Annotated in this window: 19 protein-coding genes; 14 read left to right on the forward strand and 5 right to left on the reverse strand. The window is 58.1% G+C overall.

Annotated elements, in window-relative coordinates:
• Positions 1–791: 791 nt before the first annotated feature.
• Together lexA and LSG25_RS01110 are read right to left on the reverse strand one after the other, a co-directional pair.
• Positions 792–1,436: a transcriptional repressor LexA gene (gene lexA, locus LSG25_RS01105; RefSeq protein ID WP_232742892.1), complete on the reverse strand. Its 645-nt coding sequence runs from the start codon at positions 1,434–1,436 to the stop codon at positions 792–794.
• Positions 1,437–1,539: 103 nt separating this feature from the next.
• Positions 1,540–2,745: an amino acid aminotransferase gene (locus LSG25_RS01110; RefSeq protein ID WP_232742893.1), complete on the reverse strand. Its 1,206-nt coding sequence runs from the start codon at positions 2,743–2,745 to the stop codon at positions 1,540–1,542.
• A gap of 80 nt (positions 2,746–2,825) precedes the next feature.
• On the opposite strand from LSG25_RS01110, the gene uvrB reads away from it, so the two are divergent.
• The 11 genes from uvrB (at position 2,826) to LSG25_RS01165 (ending at position 12,360) form a co-directional block, all read left to right on the forward strand.
• Positions 2,826–4,844: an excinuclease ABC subunit UvrB gene (gene uvrB / locus LSG25_RS01115; RefSeq protein WP_232744516.1), complete on the forward strand. Its 2,019-nt coding sequence runs from the start codon at positions 2,826–2,828 to the stop codon at positions 4,842–4,844.
• Between the two features lie 408 nt (positions 4,845–5,252).
• Positions 5,253–5,744 (forward strand): low molecular weight protein-tyrosine-phosphatase, encoded by a 492-nt coding sequence (locus LSG25_RS01120; RefSeq protein WP_232742894.1) that lies wholly within the window; start codon positions 5,253–5,255, stop codon positions 5,742–5,744.
• A gap of 185 nt (positions 5,745–5,929) precedes the next feature.
• Entirely contained in the window at positions 5,930–6,439 is a 510-nt protein-coding gene (iscR, locus tag LSG25_RS01125) for a Fe-S cluster assembly transcriptional regulator IscR (protein WP_232742895.1), read from the forward strand.
• A 21-nt stretch (positions 6,440–6,460) separates the two neighbouring features.
• Positions 6,461–7,672 carry an IscS subfamily cysteine desulfurase gene (locus tag LSG25_RS01130; RefSeq protein WP_232742896.1) on the forward strand — a complete coding sequence of 404 codons (1,212 nt, stop codon included), beginning with the start codon at positions 6,461–6,463 and terminating at the stop codon, positions 7,670–7,672.
• 12 nt (positions 7,673–7,684) lie between these two features.
• Positions 7,685–8,068 (forward strand): Fe-S cluster assembly scaffold IscU, encoded by a 384-nt coding sequence (iscU, locus tag LSG25_RS01135; protein ID WP_232742897.1) that lies wholly within the window; start codon positions 7,685–7,687, stop codon positions 8,066–8,068.
• A gap of 2 nt (positions 8,069–8,070) precedes the next feature.
• Positions 8,071–8,394 carry an iron-sulfur cluster assembly protein IscA gene (gene iscA / locus LSG25_RS01140; protein ID WP_232742898.1) on the forward strand — a complete coding sequence of 108 codons (324 nt, stop codon included), beginning with the start codon at positions 8,071–8,073 and terminating at the stop codon, positions 8,392–8,394.
• 1 nt (position 8,395) lies between these two features.
• The gene (gene hscB, locus LSG25_RS01145; RefSeq protein WP_232742899.1) at positions 8,396–8,929 is read left to right on the forward strand and encodes a Fe-S protein assembly co-chaperone HscB; all 534 of its coding nucleotides are present in this window, start codon (positions 8,396–8,398) and stop codon (positions 8,927–8,929) included.
• Between the two features lie 5 nt (positions 8,930–8,934).
• Positions 8,935–10,800 (forward strand): Fe-S protein assembly chaperone HscA, encoded by a 1,866-nt coding sequence (gene hscA, locus LSG25_RS01150; RefSeq protein ID WP_232742900.1) that lies wholly within the window; start codon positions 8,935–8,937, stop codon positions 10,798–10,800.
• 10 nt (positions 10,801–10,810) lie between these two features.
• Positions 10,811–11,152: an ISC system 2Fe-2S type ferredoxin gene (gene fdx / locus LSG25_RS01155; RefSeq protein ID WP_232742901.1), complete on the forward strand. Its 342-nt coding sequence runs from the start codon at positions 10,811–10,813 to the stop codon at positions 11,150–11,152.
• Positions 11,152–11,343, forward strand: coding sequence for a Fe-S cluster assembly protein IscX (iscX, locus tag LSG25_RS01160; protein ID WP_232742902.1), 192 nt, complete (start codon positions 11,152–11,154; stop codon positions 11,341–11,343). Before fdx ends, iscX begins: the two co-directional genes overlap by 1 nt.
• Positions 11,344–11,478: 135 nt before the next feature.
• Positions 11,479–12,360, forward strand: coding sequence for a methylglyoxal synthase (locus LSG25_RS01165; protein WP_232742903.1), 882 nt, complete (start codon positions 11,479–11,481; stop codon positions 12,358–12,360).
• A gap of 126 nt (positions 12,361–12,486) precedes the next feature.
• Here the strand turns inward: LSG25_RS01165 and lysS are convergent, their stop codons facing one another.
• The 3 genes from lysS to prfB all read right to left on the reverse strand — a co-directional run bounded on the left by lysS (position 12,487) and on the right by prfB (position 15,967).
• Positions 12,487–14,007, reverse strand: a complete 1,521-nt coding sequence (gene lysS / locus LSG25_RS01170; RefSeq protein ID WP_232742904.1) for a lysine--tRNA ligase — start codon at positions 14,005–14,007, stop codon at positions 12,487–12,489.
• An 11-nt stretch (positions 14,008–14,018) separates the two neighbouring features.
• The gene (locus tag LSG25_RS01175; protein ID WP_232742905.1) at positions 14,019–14,774 is read right to left on the reverse strand and encodes an SDR family oxidoreductase; all 756 of its coding nucleotides are present in this window, start codon (positions 14,772–14,774) and stop codon (positions 14,019–14,021) included.
• Between the two features lie 88 nt (positions 14,775–14,862).
• A protein-coding gene (prfB, locus tag LSG25_RS01180) for a peptide chain release factor 2 (protein ID WP_232742906.1) occupies positions 14,863–15,967 on the reverse strand; the annotation gives its coding sequence in 2 pieces (ribosomal slippage) (positions 14,863–15,885 and positions 15,887–15,967; 1,104 coding nt in all).
• A gap of 172 nt (positions 15,968–16,139) precedes the next feature.
• Here prfB and LSG25_RS01185 point away from each other — a divergent pair.
• The 3 genes from LSG25_RS01185 to LSG25_RS01195 are packed head-to-tail and all read left to right on the forward strand — an operon-like array spanning position 16,140 to position 18,760.
• A complete protein-coding gene (locus tag LSG25_RS01185) occupies positions 16,140–17,414 on the forward strand; it encodes a 3-isopropylmalate dehydratase large subunit (RefSeq protein WP_232742907.1) in 1,275 nt (424 codons plus the stop codon).
• A gap of 3 nt (positions 17,415–17,417) precedes the next feature.
• Complete coding sequence (locus LSG25_RS01190; protein ID WP_232742908.1) at positions 17,418–17,906, forward strand: 3-isopropylmalate dehydratase; 489 nt, start codon at positions 17,418–17,420, stop codon at positions 17,904–17,906.
• Positions 17,903–18,760: an oxaloacetate decarboxylase gene (locus LSG25_RS01195; RefSeq protein ID WP_232742909.1), complete on the forward strand. Its 858-nt coding sequence runs from the start codon at positions 17,903–17,905 to the stop codon at positions 18,758–18,760. The genes LSG25_RS01190 and LSG25_RS01195 overlap by 4 nt, the downstream gene beginning before the upstream one ends.
• The last annotated feature ends 20 nt before the right edge of the window (positions 18,761–18,780 follow it).

An 18,780-nucleotide genomic window follows, 5' to 3' on the forward strand; every position in this document is an offset into this window, starting at 1 on the left:
TGTGGCGTTTGACGTTTTGGTCGGTTTGGTATTTACGGTTTGGTATTTAAAGACGCCGTCTATCGGGGCTTGGGGTCAGGGCCGGCACGGCGTGCTTGATCCGGATCTACCTCGTCCAGGCGGGCGTCGGGCGAACTCGCCCAGCCTCACGAGGCTGGGCTCAGACAGCGCCCGCCGAAAGCCCCCGCCTTCCCTACGGTAGCATCCGGCGCACGCCTTACGCCGGCCCTGACCCCAAGCCCCAATAGACGGCTCGCGTAATGGCATGCCTGGAATTACGTTACGGGATGTCTGGAATTAACGTGCCCGCACCCATGCCTCCATCACGTGGTCACGTATACCTCGATGTACGACTCGATTGACTAAACACGGGCTCCCCAACGTATACCTCGCTGCATTACCTCAACGCAAGCCGCAGGGTGGGCGGTGCTGTGCAGTCCGGCGGTAGTCCAGCGCCGGGTGCTGACGAAGGGAAGGCGGGGGCTTTCGGCGGGCCCTGTCTGAGCAGTGCCTCGCGCGCGAGGCACTGCGAGTTGGCCCGACGCCCGCCTGGACGAGGCAGACCCGGGCAGTCGGGGTGCGTAGCACCTCGACCGCTGGACGTGCCGGACTGCACAGCACCGCCCACCCTGCGGCGTCTTTACAGAACTACCGTCCAAAGTACAAAGTAATAAGCTCAAACCTGAACGAACGGCTCAAAAATAATCGACTGAAACACGTTCAGTTCTGTAAACACTCGAACCGAAAATACGCTGGAAAAGACTTGCGGCTGCCGCCCTGAGTACGAGGCTTCAGTTCAGCGGCGTAGTGCGTATCAGCCCCACGGCAATGCCTTCCAGGGAGAACTCATCTTGAGGCCCCACCACGATAGGTTTGAAATCGGGGTTTTCGGGCAGGAGTTCGATGCGGCTGCCGGATTTGGACAGACGCTTGACAGTGACATCGTCGCCCAGGCGGGCCACCACTATTTGGCCATTGCGCGCCTCAGGGGTTTTTTTGACAGCCAGGAGGTCGCCGTCGAGTATGCCGGCATCGCGCATGCTCAAGCCGCGTACGCGCAGCAGGTAGTCGGGCGCCTGGCTGAACAAAGCTGGTTCTACACCGATTTCGCGCTCGATGTGCTCGGTAGCCAGAATAGGGCTGCCGGCGGCCACGCGGCCGACTATGGGTAGCAATAATTGCGCAAGCATGGAGGACGGCGACTGAACGGAGGCGGCTGCATCGTCCCTGAGGCGGATACCGCGCGAGGCGCCTGCGGTGAGCTCGATAGCCCCTTTTTTAGCCAGCGCCTTGAGATGGTCTTCGGCTGCGTTGGCCGACTTGAAGCCAAGCGCGCGCGCGATTTCGGCGCGGGTGGGCGGGAAGCCGGTGCGCGTGATCTCGGCCCGGATGAGGTCGAGGATTTGTTGTTGACGCTCGGTGAGTTTGGCGGCCATTGCGAAATAAGCTGTATTTATGTACAGCTTGGATTCTGCGGCAAACAATACAAAAAATCAAGTGTTTGCCGCCGGAAAAACGAATGGACCGCTAAATGGACCGCTATTTTGCCAATACTTCGGCGACGGCTTGCGCCACGTAGTCGATGTTGCGGCTGTTGAGGGCCGCCACGCAGATGCGGCCGCTGCTGACCGCGTAAACGCCATGTTCGTCGCGCAACTGATCGACTTGTGCGGAAGTCAGGCCCGAGTAGGAAAACATGCCGCGCTGCGACAGCACGAAATCGAAATTCTGCTTGACCCCATGGGATTTCAGCTTTTCGACCAGTTGCGTGCGCATGGCGCGTATGCGTTCGCGCATGCCGGCAAGCTCGCCAACCCAGATCTTGAAGAGTTCGGGCGAGTTCAGCACCATGGAAACCACGGTACCACCGTGGGTGGGAGGGTTGGAATAGTTGGTGCGAATTACACGCTTGAGCTGGCTTAGAACCCGGCCTGATTCTTCCTTGCTGGCCGACACCATGGTCAGGGCGCCGACGCGTTCGCCGTAAAGCGAGAATGATTTGGAGAATGAGGAGCTGATGAGCATGTTCAGGCCTTGTTCGGCAAACATGCGCACCACCGACGCGTCTTCTTCCAGGCCGTCGCCGAAACCCTGGTAGGCAATGTCCATGAAAGGAACCAGCTGTTTATCCTTGACGACTTTGGCGATTTGCTGCCATTGCGCAAAGCTGGGGTCGACACCGGTAGGGTTGTGGCAGCAAGCGTGCAAGACCACGATTGTCTGTGGCGGCAGGGCCTTTAGGCAGGCCAGCATGCCATCGAAATTCAGGCCGTGGGTGGCGGCGTCGTAGTAGGGGTATGTATCGACCGCAAAGCCCGCCCGTTCGAACAGGGCCCTGTGGTTTTCCCAGCTGGGATCGCTGATGAGGACCTTGGCGTTGGGCAGCAATTGTTTGAGGAAGTCGGCGCCGATCTTGAGGGCGCCGGTGCCACCCAGAGCCTGAGCCGTCAACACGCGGCCTTCGGCAACCAGCGGGGAGTCTTTGCCCAGCAGCAGCGTTTGCGCGCCTTTGTTGTAGCCCGCGATTCCGTCTATGGGTAGATAGCCGCGAGCGGCAGCGGCTTCGATGCGGGTGACTTCAGCGGCATGAACGGCATTCAGCAGGGGAATCCGGCCTTGATCGTCGCAGTAGACCCCCACGCCCAGGTTGACTTTGTTGCCACGGGTATCGGCATTGTATTGCTCGTTCAGGCCAAGAATAGGGTCGCGTGGAGCGAGTTCGACTGATTCGAAAAGTGAGTTCATTTTGGGAGGTTAGTGGGTGGGGGTAGAGAGAATAGGAGCAATGGTGAGATAATAAGGGGTTTACCCTTATCGTGTCCAGCATGAACGCTCCCGGCTTTGTCGAATATCCGAATAGTCCCTTTCAGTTGTACCAGCCCTATCCGCCGGCGGGGGATCAGCCTGCGGCCATCGACTCGCTGGTCGACGGTATCAACGACGGCTTGATGTTCCAGACCCTGCTGGGCGTCACGGGTTCGGGGAAAACCTTCACCATGGCCAATACGATTGCCCGCACGGGCCGTCCTGCCATCGTGCTGGCTCCCAATAAAACCCTGGCGGCGCAGTTGTATTCCGAAATGCGCGAGTTTTTCCCGAATAATGCGGTCGAATATTTTGTGTCGTATTACGACTACTACCAGCCGGAAGCGTATGTCGCCGCTCGCGATCTTTTTATCGAAAAAGACTCGTCCATCAACGAGCACATCGAGCAGATGCGCCTGTCGGCCACCAAAAGCCTGCTCGAGCGGCGCGACACGATTATTGTCGGTACGGTGTCGTGCATATACGGGATAGGCAATCCGGGCGATTACCATGCAATGGTGCTGACACTGCGGGCGGGCGATACGATTCCGCGCCGGGAATTGCTGGCGCGGCTGGTGGCCATGCAGTACGAGCGCAACGACGTGGAGTTCGTGCGCGGCAACTTTCGCGCCCGTGGCGAAACCATCGATGTGTTCCCGGCCGAGCATGCCGAACTGGCGCTGCGCATTACTTTGTTCGACGAGGAAATCGAAAGCCTGGAGATGTTCGACCCGCTGACCGGCAAGATCAAGCAAAAGGTGCCGCGCTTCACCGTCTTTCCCAGTTCGCACTATGTGACGCCGCGCGAGACGGTGCTGCGCGCTATCGAGACCATCAAGCTGGAATTGCGCGAACGCCTGGATTTCCTGGTCAAGGACGGCAAGCTGGTCGAGGCGCAGCGGCTCGAGCAGCGTACCCGCTTCGATCTGGAAATGCTGCAGGAACTTGGGTTTTGCAAGGGCATCGAAAATTACTCGCGCCATCTGTCGGGTGCGGCTCCGGGCGAACCTCCTCCGACGCTGATCGATTACCTGCCTGCCGATGCCTTGATGTTTATCGATGAAAGCCATGTCACCGTGGGCCAGCTGGGCGGCATGTATCGGGGCGACCGTTCGCGCAAGGAAACGCTGGTGCAATTTGGTTTTCGGCTTCCCTCCGCGCTGGATAACCGGCCTTTGCAGCTTGAAGAGTTCGAACAGCGCATGCGTCAATGCATCTTTGTTTCCGCGACGCCGGCCGTATATGAAAAAGAACACGCCGATAATGTGGTGGAGCAGGTGGTGCGGCCCACGGGTCTGGTGGATCCCGTGGTTGAGGTCCGGCCCGCCCTGACGCAGGTCGACGATCTGCTGGGGGAAATCAAGCTGCGTGTCGAGGTACGGGAACGTGTGCTGGTGACTACGCTGACCAAGCGCATGTCCGAGGATCTGACCGATTATCTCAATGAAAGCGGCTTGAAGGTACGCTATTTGCACTCGGACATCGATACTGTCGAACGGGTTGAGATCATTCGTGATCTGCGCCTGGGTGTATTCGACGTGCTGGTTGGGATCAATCTATTGCGCGAGGGGCTGGACATACCTGAAGTGTCCCTGGTGGCGATTCTGGATGCGGATAAAGAAGGATTTTTGCGCTCGGAACGCAGCCTGATACAAACCATTGGGCGAGCGGCTCGCAACCTGCATGGGCGAGCCATTTTGTACGCCGATCGCATTACCGATTCGATGCGGCGGGCAATGGGCGAAACCGAACGCCGGCGCATCAAACAGACGGCTTTCAATAAAGAGCATGGTATTACCGCCCGGGGCGTGGACAAGGCGGTTCGCGAAATGATTGACGGCGTGATGGCTGCCGCTCAGCCCGTTTCGGCGGCCGATGATATTTCGCCGGATGTGCTGGTCGACGAAAAATCGCTGGCCAAGGAAATTAGGCGCCTGGAGAAATTAATGATGGATCATGCCAAAAACCTGGAGTTCGAGCAGGCGGCCGCCGCGCGCGACTCGCTCAACCGGCTCAAGCAACGTGCCTTGCTGAGTTGAAGGGTGGCCGGACGGCTTATTACGAATAGTATTGGATTTGGCTAAGATGATATTGCGCCGCGTTTGAATCAGTATGTTGCAAAATACCAACATTGCAGGGCTTTTGGACGTGGCAATTCGAACGTGACTCCGTCATGTAACAATTCTATGATGACCACGTGTTATCTAGGGGTTTACCTTGATATCGGGTGTTTTTCGAATGGGTGGAAGATCAATTGTTGCAGTGCACGAATAAGGCCGCTTCATTGCCGGTAAATTGGCTAAATCGCCTGCTTCAAAAGACCTTGAAACATCGATAAGGCCTTAATGTAGTTGCGTTTTTATTTTTGTCAATGTGTAGCCTTTGATGAATTGTGACATCGCAAAAAGGCCTTGCCTTATCTCGGGTTTTCCCTCACACTTTCACCTATGATGACTAAGGTACTTTTCGTTTGCATGGGTAATATCTGTCGCTCGCCGAGCGCAGAAGGCGTATTTCGCCATTTGATCGACGATGCCGGATTATCCGGGGTTGTAGGCGTCGATTCTGCTGGTACCCACAGCTTTCATATCGGCGAAGCTCCCGATGCGCGCGCCCAGGCGGCGGCGCGCAAGCGTGGTTACGAAATATCCGGCAGTACGGCCCGTTTGGTTACGGCCGACGACTTCCGCGAGTTCGACCTGATTTTGGCCATGGACTGGGAAAACCTGTCCGCCTTGCAACAGCAATGCCCCAAAATTTACCAGCACAAGCTCATGCTGCTCATGCGCTTTGCCAACGAATTCGAAGAAGCTACCGTACCCGATCCTTATTATGGCGGGCCCGAAGGGTTTGGCAAGGTGCTCGATTATCTCGAAGACGCCTGCCAGGGTGTGCTCGAACTGGTGCGCAAGCGCGCGACTCAATATCAGGCGGCTTAAAAGCCCCTCAGCCAACCGCGCGATTGCCGCGGTTTTTTTTATCTGAAGTGTCCGATTTTCTCCTCATGCCTGAATCTGTACCAAATTAGTCCGGAATTTGCTATACTTGACTCATTTAGTCGGGTATAAAGTCGCCGGCTATATCTGTTTACTTGTGTACATCAGGCTTTGGCAAGGAAATCACCATGCGTTTAACGACTAAAGGGCGTTTTGCGGTGACAGCCATGATTGATTTGGCGTTACGGCAACAAAGCGGCCCGGTTACTTTGGCTGCCATCAGCCAGCGTCAGAACATTTCGCTGTCGTACCTCGAGCAGCTGTTCGGCAAATTGCGCCGACACGAGCTGGTCGAAAGCGTGCGTGGTCCCGGCGGGGGGTATTCGCTGGCGCGGCTGGCCCGGAATATTACGGTGGCCGACGTTATTTTCGCTGTCGACGAGCCATTGGATGCGACCAGTTGTGGTGGCAAAGAAGACTGCACGGTGGGCCGAATCGGCAATACCGGCAAATGCATGACACACGAACTTTGGTCTACGCTTAATCGTAAAATGGTTGATTACCTGGATTCCGTTTCCCTGCAAGATCTGGTCGATCAGCAACGCATGCGTTTGCTTCACGAGGCCTCGCAGGCGCAGTCCGAAGTTCGTCTTAACCGTTCGCCCGATGTGAAAATCGCATCGTCAGTGGCGGCGTAAGGATTTTTGGGAGTTGGTTCAATGTTTTCACGTCCTGTATATCTAGACTATTCTGCCACCACGCCAGTAGATCCGCGTGTGGTCGACAAAATGGTGCCGTGGCTGTACGAGCAGTTTGGCAACCCCGCTTCGCGCAGCCATGCTTACGGCTGGGAAGCCGAAGAGGCCGTTGAGCAGGCGCGCGCCGATGTCGCAAAACTGGTCAATGCCGACCCGCGCGAAATCGTGTGGACCTCAGGGGCAACCGAGTCGAACAATCTGGCCATCAAGGGCGCGGCGGGCTTCTATTCCGGGCGTGGCAAGCATGTCATTACGGTGAAAACCGAACACAAGGCGGTGCTCGATACCTGCAGGGAGCTTGAGCGGCAAGGGTTCGAGCTTAGCTACCTCGATGTACGGGACGACGGCTTGCTCGATCTCGACGCGTTTAAAGCGGCATTGCGTCCCGACACGATTCTTGTGTCGGTCATGTTCGTCAACAATGAAATCGGTGTTATTCAGGACATTGCTGCAATCGGCGATATCTGCCGCGAAAAGGGCATTGTTTTTCATGTCGATGCGGCACAGGCAACCGGCAAGGTCGGGATCGACCTGCAAGAGCTCAAGGTCGACCTGATGTCGTTCTCGGCACATAAAACCTATGGCCCCAAAGGCATAGGCGCTTTGTATATTCGCCGCAAGCCTCGCATCCGCGTCGAAGCGCAGATGCACGGCGGCGGCCACGAGCGCGGTTTTCGTTCGGGCACGCTGGCCACCCATCAAATCGTCGGCATGGGCGAGGCGTTCCGTCTGGCCCGCGAAGAGATGGGTACTGAAAACGAGCGGATACGCATGTTGCGCGACCGCCTCTGGAACGGGCTTTCGAAAATAGAAGAAGTCTATCTGAATGGCGACATGGATAAGCGCGTACCCCATAACCTCAACGTCAGTTTCAATTATGTCGAGGGCGAGTCGCTCATCATGGCAATCAAGGAGCTGGCCGTATCGAGCGGGTCGGCCTGCACCTCGGCCAGCCTGGAACCCTCGTACGTATTGCGCGCCCTGGGCCGCAACGACGAGCTGGCCCACAGTTCCATACGTTTTACGCTCGGTCGCTTTACAACCCAGGAAGAGATCGACTTTGCGGTTCAACTGCTGGCCAGCCGCGTCGGCAAGCTGCGCGATATGTCGCCGCTGTGGGAAATGGCCCAGGACGGCATCGACTTGAATTCGGTCGAATGGGCCGCACATTAATCAGGAGCACACATGGCTTACAGCGAAAAAGTACTTGATCATTACGAAAATCCTCGTAATGTAGGCGCGTTCGATAAATCCGATGACAGTGTCGGAACCGGCATGGTGGGTGCTCCCGCCTGTGGCGACGTCATGAAATTGCAGATCAAGGTCAACGAATCCGGTATTATCGAAGATGCGCGCTTCAAAACCTACGGCTGCGGCTCGGCCATTGCATCCAGTTCCTTGGTGACTGAATGGGTCAAGGGCAAGACGCTCGACCAGGCCATGGACATTCGCAATACGCAGATCGCCGAAGAACTGGCTTTGCCGCCAGTCAAGATTCACTGTTCGATTCTGGCTGAAGACGCGATCAAGGCAGCCGTTCGCAACTACAAAGAGAAGCACCAGGAGTAATCATGGGAATCACGCTTACACAACAAGCGGCCGACCACATCGGTCGTTATCTCGAGAAACGCGGCAAAGGCGTTGGCTTGCGGCTGGGCGTTCGTACTACCGGCTGCTCCGGCATGGCGTACAAGCTTGAATATGTCGATGAGCCCGATTCGGAAGACATCCTGATCGAATCGCTTGGCGTCAAAGTCTATATCGATCCCAAGAGCCTGCCTTACCTCGAGGGCACGCAGCTTGACTACTCGCGCGAAGGCTTGAACGAAGGATTCAAATTTTCCAATCCCAACGAAAAGGCCACTTGCGGGTGCGGCGAGTCCTTTACGGTGTAATGTGGCGAGCGACAATTATTTTCAGTTGTTCGGCCTGCCTCCCCGCTACGCACTCGATAATTCGGTTTTAGAAAAGACATGGCGCGAGCTTGCCGCCAAAGTCCACCCTGATCGCTATGCGACGGCAAGCCCCGCCGAACGCAGGGTGGCGATGCAGTGGGCGTCGACGATCAACGAGGCTTATCGGGTGCTTAAAATGCCCTTGAACCGGGCTCGCTATCTGTGCGAGCTTTCGGGCTGCGACCTGCAGGCTGAAAGCAATACGCGCATGGATGATGGCTTTCTAATGCGCCAAATGGAATGGCGCGAGCGGCTCGATCATGCTCGCGAAAAGCATCGTGTCGATGTTTTTGATTCCCTGGAAGAAGACATACGCCGCTCCCGCGCCGAAATGCACGACGCCATGATCCGCCTGATCGATCAGAAGCACGATTATGAACAGGCGTCGGACAAAGTGCGCGAATGGATGTTCGTCGAGAAATTCTCCCAGGAAGTGCAGTCCGCACATCACGATCTAAACGACCGTAAGAATTAAACACTATGGCTTTATTGCAAATTTCGGAGCCAGGCGAATCGCCGGCTCCCCATCAACGTAAGCTGGCTGTCGGCATCGATCTGGGTACGACCCATTCTCTGGTGGCATCGGTACGCAATAGTGTTCCCGAAATATTGCGCGACGCCGATGGCCGGGCCCTGTTGCCTTCAGTCGTACGGTACAGGGATTCGGGGGCTGTGGACGTCGGTTATGCGGCGATTGAATATCAGGCCGACGATACCTTGAATACGCTGGCCTCGGTCAAACGCTTTATGGGGCGGTCGCTCGACGAGGCCCGCCGCGAGGGCGTGTCCTACGAATTCGTCGACGCGCCGGGAATGGTCAAGCTGCGCACGGTTCAGGGCGACTTCAGCCCTGTGGAGGTTTCCAGCCGCATACTGGAAACCTTGCGCAAGCGCGCCGAGGGCGTGCTGGGCGGCGAACTGGTGGGGGCGGTCGTCACGGTCCCCGCCTATTTCGACGATGCGCAGCGCCAGGCGACACGCGATGCAGCCCGTTTGGCGGGTCTCACGGTACTGCGTCTGCTCAACGAGCCGACCGCGGCGGCTATCGCCTATGGCCTGGATCATGGCGCCGAGGGTATTTATGCGGTCTACGACCTGGGGGGCGGCACCTTCGATATTTCCATACTGCGCTTGGCCCAGGGTGTATTTGAAGTCGTCGCCACGGGCGGCGACACCAGTCTGGGAGGCGACGACTTCGATGCCGAGATTGTGAATCGCGTCGTTGCGGCCCAGGGCCTGGGCAATCTGGGCAAGGGCGATCAGCGTGCCTTGCGTTTGGCCGCCCGTGCGGCTCGCGAGGCCTTGTCGACCGAATCCGCAGTCGAGTTCAACGCCGATTTGTCCGATGCCAGGCGGATTCGCTGCACCATTGGCCGCGAACAGTTTGAAGGCTGGACGCAGGGCCTCGTGCAGCGCACGCTGCATCGCGCCACACGCACACTGCGCGATGCGGGGCTCGACAAAGAGCAGATTAAAGGCGTGGTGATGGTGGGCGGCGCAACACGCATGCCGGTAATTCATCGCGAAGTAGGACGTCTGTTCGGCACTGTGCCGTTGATCGATCTGGATCCCGATCAGGTCGTGGCGCTGGGTGCGGCTTTGCAGGCCAATTTGCTGGTGGGAAACCGGGCCGCGGGCGAAGACTGGCTGTTGCTGGATGTGACTCCGCTGTCTCTGGGCCTGGAAACCATGGGCGGCATTGTTGAACGTGTCATACCGCGCAACAGCACGATTCCAGTTGCACGGGGGCAGGAATTCACAACGTTCAAGGATGGACAGTCGGCCATGAGCATACACGTCGTGCAGGGCGAGCGGGAGCTGGTGTCCGATTGCCGTTCTTTGGGCCGTTTTGAATTGCGCGGCATTCCACCCATGACGGCAGGCGCCGCCCGTATTCGCGTTACCTTCCAGGTCGATGCGGATGGCTTGCTCAACGTGGCGGCCCGCGAAGAAAGTACAGGAGTCGAAGCTACGATTTCCGTCAAGCCGTCCTACGGATTGTCCGATGACGAGGTGGCGCAAATGCTGGCCGATGGCATGGCCAATGCCGATGACGATGCCAAGGCTCGCGCATTGCGCGAGCAGCAGGTGGAAATCAAACAACTGATCGAGTCGGTGACGGTCGCATTGGCTGCCGATGCCGATTTATTAAGCCCTGCCGAGCACGAAAGAATTGTTCAGCGTCTGGCCCAAGCCGCCGAAGCTCAGGCTTCGGCCGATATCGAGGCGGTTCGTTCCGCGGCCAAGGCCTTGAGCCTTGCGACCGATGCCTTTGCCGCATTGCGCATGGATCGCAGCATACGTGCCGCCTTGTCGGGCCGCAGGCTCGACGAGCTGACGGAGTAAGAGAATTGTCATGACCAAGATTACAGTTTTACCGCACCCCGAGGTCTGTCCGGAAGGTTTCGTGATCGAAACCGCGCCGGCCGGGGAATCGATTTGCCGGGTTTTGCTGGACAACCAGATCGAGATTGAGCACGCGTGCGAATTGTCCTGCGCCTGCACTACTTGCCACATCATTGTGCGTGAAGGCTTCGGCTCGCTGGAAGATGCCACCGACAACGAAGAAGACTATCTGGATCGCGCCTGGGGGCTTACTCCCGTGTCACGCCTGTCGTGCCAGGCCAAGGTGGGCCATGCCGACCTTGTGGTGGAAATACCCAAATACTCCGTTAACCACGCCAAGGAAAGCCACTGATGCGCTGGACCGATACCTACGAGATCGTCGAGGCCTTGCAGGAAGCCCACCCCGATGTGGACCCCAGGCAAGTGCGTTTTACGGATTTGCGCGACTGGATACAAGCCTTGCCTGGCTTTGATGATGATCCTGCGCGTTGCGGCGAGCGGATACTCGAAGCCATCCAGATGACGTGGATCGACGAGTTGTAAACGCGGCAATGATCCGCAGGGCCGCCTGTGTTTCTTTTCAGGCCGTGATGGGCGATGGGATGTGCGTGGTTCTCCGGATGCCCATGGCTCTCGGGTATATTATTGCTTCGCCCAACTCTTCCCGTCCTGACAGCCATGGCTCTTCCTACGTTACGTTTTGGCTTGGCGGCCAACCGCTTGCATCACGAAACTCCCGATGCGGCGATATTCAATTGGCTTGAGCGATCCGGCCCGGCGATCAAAGAGCTGGGTATCGAGTTCTATACCGTCGGGCGCACCTATCATGCGATTGAGCAATCCGGCTTGTTGCGCGGTTATGCAGGGCTGGTCCGCTATCCCTACGGCCGTGACGGCGGCCTGATGAAGCTGGTGGCCCGGGTTACCGAGAGCCGCGACGGAGCGCCGCCGTTCGATGGCGCCATTTATCTCATCGATCCTGTGGATCCTTCATCCATCTTTCCAGAGGCCCTGGCCTTGAAGCGCCAGTGCATTACTCACGGCCGACCCTTTATTTCCACCGTTGCCGGTGCTGTCGAGTGGATCGAGGTGGAGCGCCTGCACGCGGGCCTGGCTCCTACGGCCGAAACCAGGCGGTTGTTTGATTTTTCGCAAAAAACGGTTGCCCTGATTGCGCACGACGCTCTCAAAGACCAGATGGTCGATTTTGCGAGCCGCCATTTCGACCTTTTGTCGAGGTTCGAGTCGCGCATAGGCACGGGCACCACCAGCGGACGCCTGAATGAGCTTGCCTGGTCGCGCGGATGGCCCGGCGGGCAACCGTGGGTGCAGGCTTATTTAAGCGGGCCCTTGGGCGGCGACGCGCAGATCGCCGAGCTGGTGCTGGAACAGCGTTGCCAGCGGGTTATTTTCTTTGAAGACCCTCACGTTGCACGCCAGCATGAAGCCGATATACAACTGCTTGAAAGAGCCGTTCGCGTGGTGACCGACATTGCCACCTGCGCCACATCGCCCGTTGTCGCCCATAAATGGGCACAAGCGGTGGAAGGCCTGGCCTAGGGTCGCAGCACCAGGGGAGGGGGCCCAAGGGGCAGGCCCTGTGCCTGCCCGGGTGGATCGGTGCGGTGGCGGGCGGCCGTCGGGGCCGCCCCTACTGTCGTCGGAAGGCTGATACCGTGGAATGCGTCAATCTTCGCGGCGCAGGTGCGGGAAGAGGATGACATCCCGTATGCTGGGGCTGTCCGTCAACAGCATGACCAGGCGGTCGATGCCTATGCCGCAACCGCCGGTGGGAGGCATGCCGTATTCCAGGGCACGGATGTAATCGGCATCGTAATACATGGCTTCTTCGTCGCCCGCATCCTTGGCCTGCACCTGGGCCTGGAAGCGCGCTGCCTGGTCCTCGGGGTCGTTCAGCTCTGAAAAGCCGTTGGCGATTTCCCGGCCGGTGGCAAAAAGTTCGAAGCGCTCGGTAATCCCAGCCTGTGTATCCGAGGCGCGTGCCAGCGGCGAAACTTCGACCGGATAGTCGATGATGAAGGTGGGTTGCCACAATTTGGATTCGGCGGTTTCCTCGAACAGGGCAAGCTGCAAGGCTCCGACGCCGGCTCTGGCCAGCACGGGGCCATGAATGTCGGCTCCCAGCTTTTTCAGCTCGGCGCGCAAAAAGGTTTCGTCCCGTAGTTGTTCCCGGGTGTAGCCAGGCGCATATTTCAGTATGGCTTCAACAATTGTCAGGCGGTCGAAGGGCTGGCCCAGATCCAGCGTTTTCTCCTGGTAGATCAGGGTCGTGCCGCCGCAGGCAGCCATGGCGGCTGCGCGAATCAGGGATTCGGTAAAGTCCATGAGCCAACGATAGTCGGTATAGGCCGCGTAGAACTCCATCATGGTGAATTCGGGGTTATGGCGCGGGCTGACTCCTTCGTTCCGGAAATTGCGGTTGACTTCGAAAACGCGGTCGAATCCGCCGACGATCAGCCGTTTCAGGTACAGTTCGGGCGCAATGCGCAGAAACATGTCCATGTCCAGGGCGTTGTGGTGCGTTTCGAAAGGCTTGGCGCTGGCTCCGCCGGGGATGGGGTGCAGCATGGGTGTTTCGACTTCCAGGAACCCATGGTCGAGCATGAACTGGCGGATACTGCCTATGGCCTTGCTGCGCGCCGTAAAGGTGCGGCGGGTTTCCTCGGTCATGATGAGGTCGACATAGCGCTGCCGGTAACGCAGTTCCTGGTCGGCCACGCCGTGGAATTTGTCGGGCAGGGGGCGCAGTGATTTGGTCAGCAGGCGCGCTGTGTCGGCATGCACCGAGAGCTCGCCCTTATTGGTTTTGAATACCTTGCCTTCGACCGCAATAATGTCGCCGATATCCCAGGTCTTGAAACCCGCATAGTGGTCTTCGCCGAGACTGCCTCGATCGAGATAAATCTGGATGCGGCCCGAACCGTCCTGCAAGGCGGCGAAACTGGCTTTGCCCATGACGCGCTTGAGCATCATGCGGCCGGCAATCTTGACGTTTTTGCCTATGGCGGCCAACGCTTCCTTGTCGAGCGCGTCGTAAGCCTGATGCAGCTCGGCGGCCGAGCTGTCGGGTGTGAAATCGTTGGGATAGGCAAGCCCTTCGGCGCGCAGCCTGGCCAGTTTGCCGCGACGCTCGGCGATCAGGTGATTTTCGTCGGATGCGGGCGTAGTGGGCGTAGGTTCAGTCATGATTATTGGTATCAGGCGTAATTTCGTATGTCATCGAGTACGGTAGCGCCGAAATCGTCGCGATCGATGTATTGGAGGATTTTTGCAGCCACTGCTGCGGGTGAGGCCAATTGGCCCTGCTCATGCATATCGACGAAGCGGGACAGGTTTGGAAAGTCTTTGGGATCGCTGGCGCGGATACGTTCTTGCATGCCGGTATCGATGACGCCCGGGGCCAGCGACACAATACGCGCGCTGTCGGCTTCCTCGACGGCAAGGACTTGCGAATATCGGTCCAGTGCGGCCTTGGTCGCGCAATAAACGCCCCAGCCCGGGGTGGCATTGCGCCCGGCTCCGGAAGAAATATTCAGAATCCGGCGCTCGGCCTTGGATGCCGCGGTGGCGCGCAGGAATGCCGCGGTCAGGAGCATGACACTGGTTACATTCAGGTTGAAGGCGGCCGTGATGCCAGCTGCGCTGTTCAGGCTCGACGCCGGGAGTATGGGTTCGACGGTGCCTGCGTTATTGATCAGCAGATAGCGTTGCGCACCGGCCGCAAGGCCATTCATTACCTGTTCGGCGCAGTGTTCCGCCGCACTGGGGCTGGCCAGGTCAACCTGAATCTGCTGCAGGGAGCAGCCGGTTTCGGATGCCCGCTGCGCAAGCGCCGCGTGATGGTTGCGCGCCAGTGTAATGATTTGCGTGTCCGGCTTCATGAGGCCCAGCGCCAATGCCTGGCCTAGGCCTTTGGAAGCTCCGCTGATAATGGCAACAGTTGATAGACTCATAAGAAGGTCTCCAAAGACATATATGGCGGCGCGGGACAGTGTGCCCCGCGCGGCGCCAGTGTCGCAGTGATAATGGCTGGGCTGGGCATTAGACGCCTTGCTTCAGGCTGGCCTGAATGAACGGGTCGAGATCGCCATCCAGCACTTTCTGCGTGTTCGAAATTTCGACATTGGTGCGCAAATCTTTGATGCGGCTTTGATCCAGCACATAGGAGCGTATCTGGTGGCCCCAGCCCACGTCGGTCTTGGCGTCTTCCATCTTTTGCTGCTCCGCCATGCGCTGGCGCAGCTCGAGCTCGTACAGGCGCGATTTCAGCATCTGCATGGCCTCGGCCCGGTTACGGTGTTGCGACCGGTCATTCTGGCATTGGACAACGATGCCGCTGGGTATGTGCGTGATGCGCACTGCCGAATCGGTTTTATTGATGTGCTGGCCGCCGGCCCCGCTGGCGCGGTATGTATCGACCCGCAGGTCGGCAGGGTTGATCTCGATTTCGATCGAGTCGTCGACTTCCGGATAAACGAAAACGCTGGCAAATGAAGTATGCCGGCCATTGGCCGAGTCGAAGGGGCTTTTGCGCACCAGCCGGTGCACGCCGGTTTCGGTGCGCAGGAAACCAAAGGCGTAATCGCCTTCGATCTTGATGGTGGCCGATTTGATGCCGGCGACTTCGCCATCGGACTCTTCCAGTACTTCGGCCTTGAAGCCCTTGCGTTCGCAGTAGCGCAGATACTGGCGCAGCAGCATCGAGGACCAGTCCTGCGCTTCGGTGCCGCCGGCCCCGGCCTGGATATCCAGAAAGCAGTTCAGGGGATCGGCCGGGTTCGAGAACATGCGCCGGAACTCGAGCGCTTCAAGCCGTTCACCGTAGGCATCGCAATCGTGTTCAATGGCCTCCAGTGTGCTGTCGTCGTGATCGCCGGCTGCCAGTTCGAAGAGTTCTTTTGAGTCGGCCAGACCCGTGCCCAATTCGAACAATGTATGCACTACATTTTCCAGGCTTTTCTTTTCGCGGCCTAGGTCCTGGGCGTGCTTGGGATCGTTCCAGACCTCCGCGCTTTCCAGCTCGGCATTGACGACTTGCAGGCGCTCTGACTTGGCATCGTAGTCAAAGATACCTCCGAAGTGCCAATTGCCGCTCTTCATAGTCGTCCAGACGGGCTGCGAGGTGGTTTTGGCGTTCAGCTTCCATGATATTCCTGAGTGTGTTTTTTCGAATCAACTTGGCATTTTACCCTGTAGGCGTGGCTGGCGCTGTGCGGCCGATGGGCGGGCCGCCATCATGCACTGCTTCAACTATAATTTGTATTGTCATAAATACATGTATACAATAAAATCGATTATCACAGATGCCAGGCATGCCCATGCAAGCTCAAACACTAGCCCAGAAGCTCATCGCGAAGGCGTGCAACCAGCCGTCGGTCGCCGTGAACGAGATTGTGACGTGCCGCGTTGATCTGGCCATGTTCCATGATTCCAGCGGCCCCCGGCGCCTGAAGCCCATGCTCGAGAAGCTGGGGGCGCGAATCTGGGATAAATCAAAAGTCGTGCTGGTCATGGACCACTATGTGCCGGAAGAGGACGACGACTCCAGGAGAATCCTGAAAATCGCCCGCGATTGGGCCGCCGAACAGCAATTGCCCAATGTCTACGATTCAATCGGCATATGCCATGTCGTCCTGCCTCAGAAAGGGCATGTCAAGCCGGGGATGCTGTGCGTGGGCGGCGATTCCCACTCGCCCACGGGCGGAGCCTTCGGCGCCTATATGTTCGGCGTGGGCAGTACGGAAATGCTGGGGGTGGTCGTGACAGGCCAGATTTGGGTGAAAGTGCCTAAAACCATCATGATGCAATGGTCGGGCCGCTTGCAGGCCGGAGTTACCGCCAAGGACATGATGCTGCACATGATAGGCCTGTACGGAACCAACGGAGCCGATTACAACGCCGTCGAGTTTACCGGCGCGGCGGTCAGCGCTTTGTCCATGCAGGAACGCATGACCCTGTCCAATATGAGTGCCGAGCTGGGTGCGCAGGCTGGCCTGATTGCACCGGATCAGACAACCGTGGATTTCCTGCGTGTGGCCGGAGTCGCGGAAGAGATCGACCTGGCCCATTGGAAAACGGATGCCCATGCCGACGTGGAGATACATCGGTTTGACGCATCGGTGCTGGCTCCGATGGTTGCCGCCCCTCATAGCCCGGGCAACTCGCATGCGGTAGATCAGTTCGACAAGGTGCCCGTCCAGATCGCGTATATCGGCGCGTGCACAGGTGCCAAGCTGGACGACTTACGGGCCGCTGCCCGTGTACTCGGAAACAGGAAAATCGATCCGGCTGTCAGGCTTCTGGTGGCTCCCGCGTCGCAGCTGGACCAGCAGGCGGCGCAAAAAGAAGGGATCATGGATACCTTGATCGATGCCGGGGCTGAAATCTTCGCTACGTCCTGCGGGGCGTGTTCGGGTTATGGCAATGCGCTGGCAGGGGCGGGCAATGTGATTTCCAGTACCGCCAGGAATTTCAAGGGTCGCATGGGTTCGGTCGAGACCAATGTTTATCTGGCGTCGCCCTATACCGTGGCAGCCTCGGCACTGACTGGGCATATTACAGACCCACGGACCATTTTAGCGGAGGCCCGATAAGCCATGCGACATAAAGTTTGGCGCGTAGGCGCGAACATCGATACGGATGCCCTGGCTCCCGGCGCCTATATGAAACTGGAGATCAAGGAGATCGCCCGTCATTGCCTGGAGAATCGGTATCCCGATCTGGCGGCTTGCGTGCAAAAGGGCGATGTCCTGGTGGCGGGGCCGAATTTCGGCATAGGTTCTTCCAGGGAACAGGCTGTGGGCGTTCTCGTGGAACTGGGCATAGGGGCGGTTATCGCACCATCGTTCAGCGGCCTGTATTTTCGCAACGCGTTCAATCTTGGGTTGCTGGCGATTGTGTGTCCGGATGCGGAACAGATCGCAGAGGGCAGTCTGATCGAAATCGATGCCCGGAATTCGTGTATCCGAATTGAATCCGGTATATCGCTCGAGTGCCAGAAAATTCCCGATTTCCTTATCGAGATGGCATCGGCGGGCGGCTTGTTGAACCAACTGGAACGGAAGTATTCCGTGCAAAACTCATGAATAATTTGAAAGCTCGGCTTCAATCACAAGATTGCCTGCTGGTACCGGGCGTGTACGACAGCTTATCGGCGTTGATCGCTGAACAGGCTGGCTTTGAAGCGGTTTATTTATCCGGGGCATCGATCGCTTATACGCGGATTGGCAGATCCGATGTAGGGCTGACGACCTATACCGAAGTCGAACAAACCCTGGCGCGCATTACCGACAGGATCGCGTTGCCGGTCGTCGTCGACGCGGATACCGGTTTCGGCAATGCGCTGAACGTGATCAGGACTGTGAAAGGGCTTGAAAAGGCCGGCGCGGCCATGATCCAGCTGGAAGATCAGACTTTCCCCAAAAGATGCGGGCATCTCGCCGGCAAATCGGTCGTTCCGGTGCCCGAGATGTGCGGCAAATTGAAAGCTGCCCTGGATGCACGCCGCAGCGACAGCACGCTCATCCTGGCGCGCACCGATGCCGTGGCCGTCGAGGGCATGGACGCCGCCCTGGAGCGCGCCGAGGCGTATCTGGAGTGCGGTGCCGACGTTCTGTTCATTGAGGCCCTCGGAACGCTGGGCGATATGAGCCGCGCCTGCGACCAGTTCATGGACCGCATACCGCTTCTGGCCAATATGGTCGAAGGGGGCATGACTCCTCTACGATCGGCGGCGGCCTTGGGCGAAATCGGCTTCAGGATTGTCATCTTCCCGGGCGGAGCCGCTCGCGCCGTGGCGCACAGCCTGCAAAGCTATTATGGGCTTTTGCGCGAAAACGGCTCGACCAAGGCTTCAGCGGGAGCGATGCTCAATTTCAACGAATTGAACAAGCTGATCGAAACGCCCGAGCTGCTGGAACTGGGCAAGCGCTACGAGTAAGCGAGGGGCTGGTACGCCAT

The sequence above is a fragment of the Paralcaligenes sp. KSB-10 genome (genome assembly GCF_021266465.1).
GTDB lineage: Bacteria > Pseudomonadota > Gammaproteobacteria > Burkholderiales > Burkholderiaceae_B.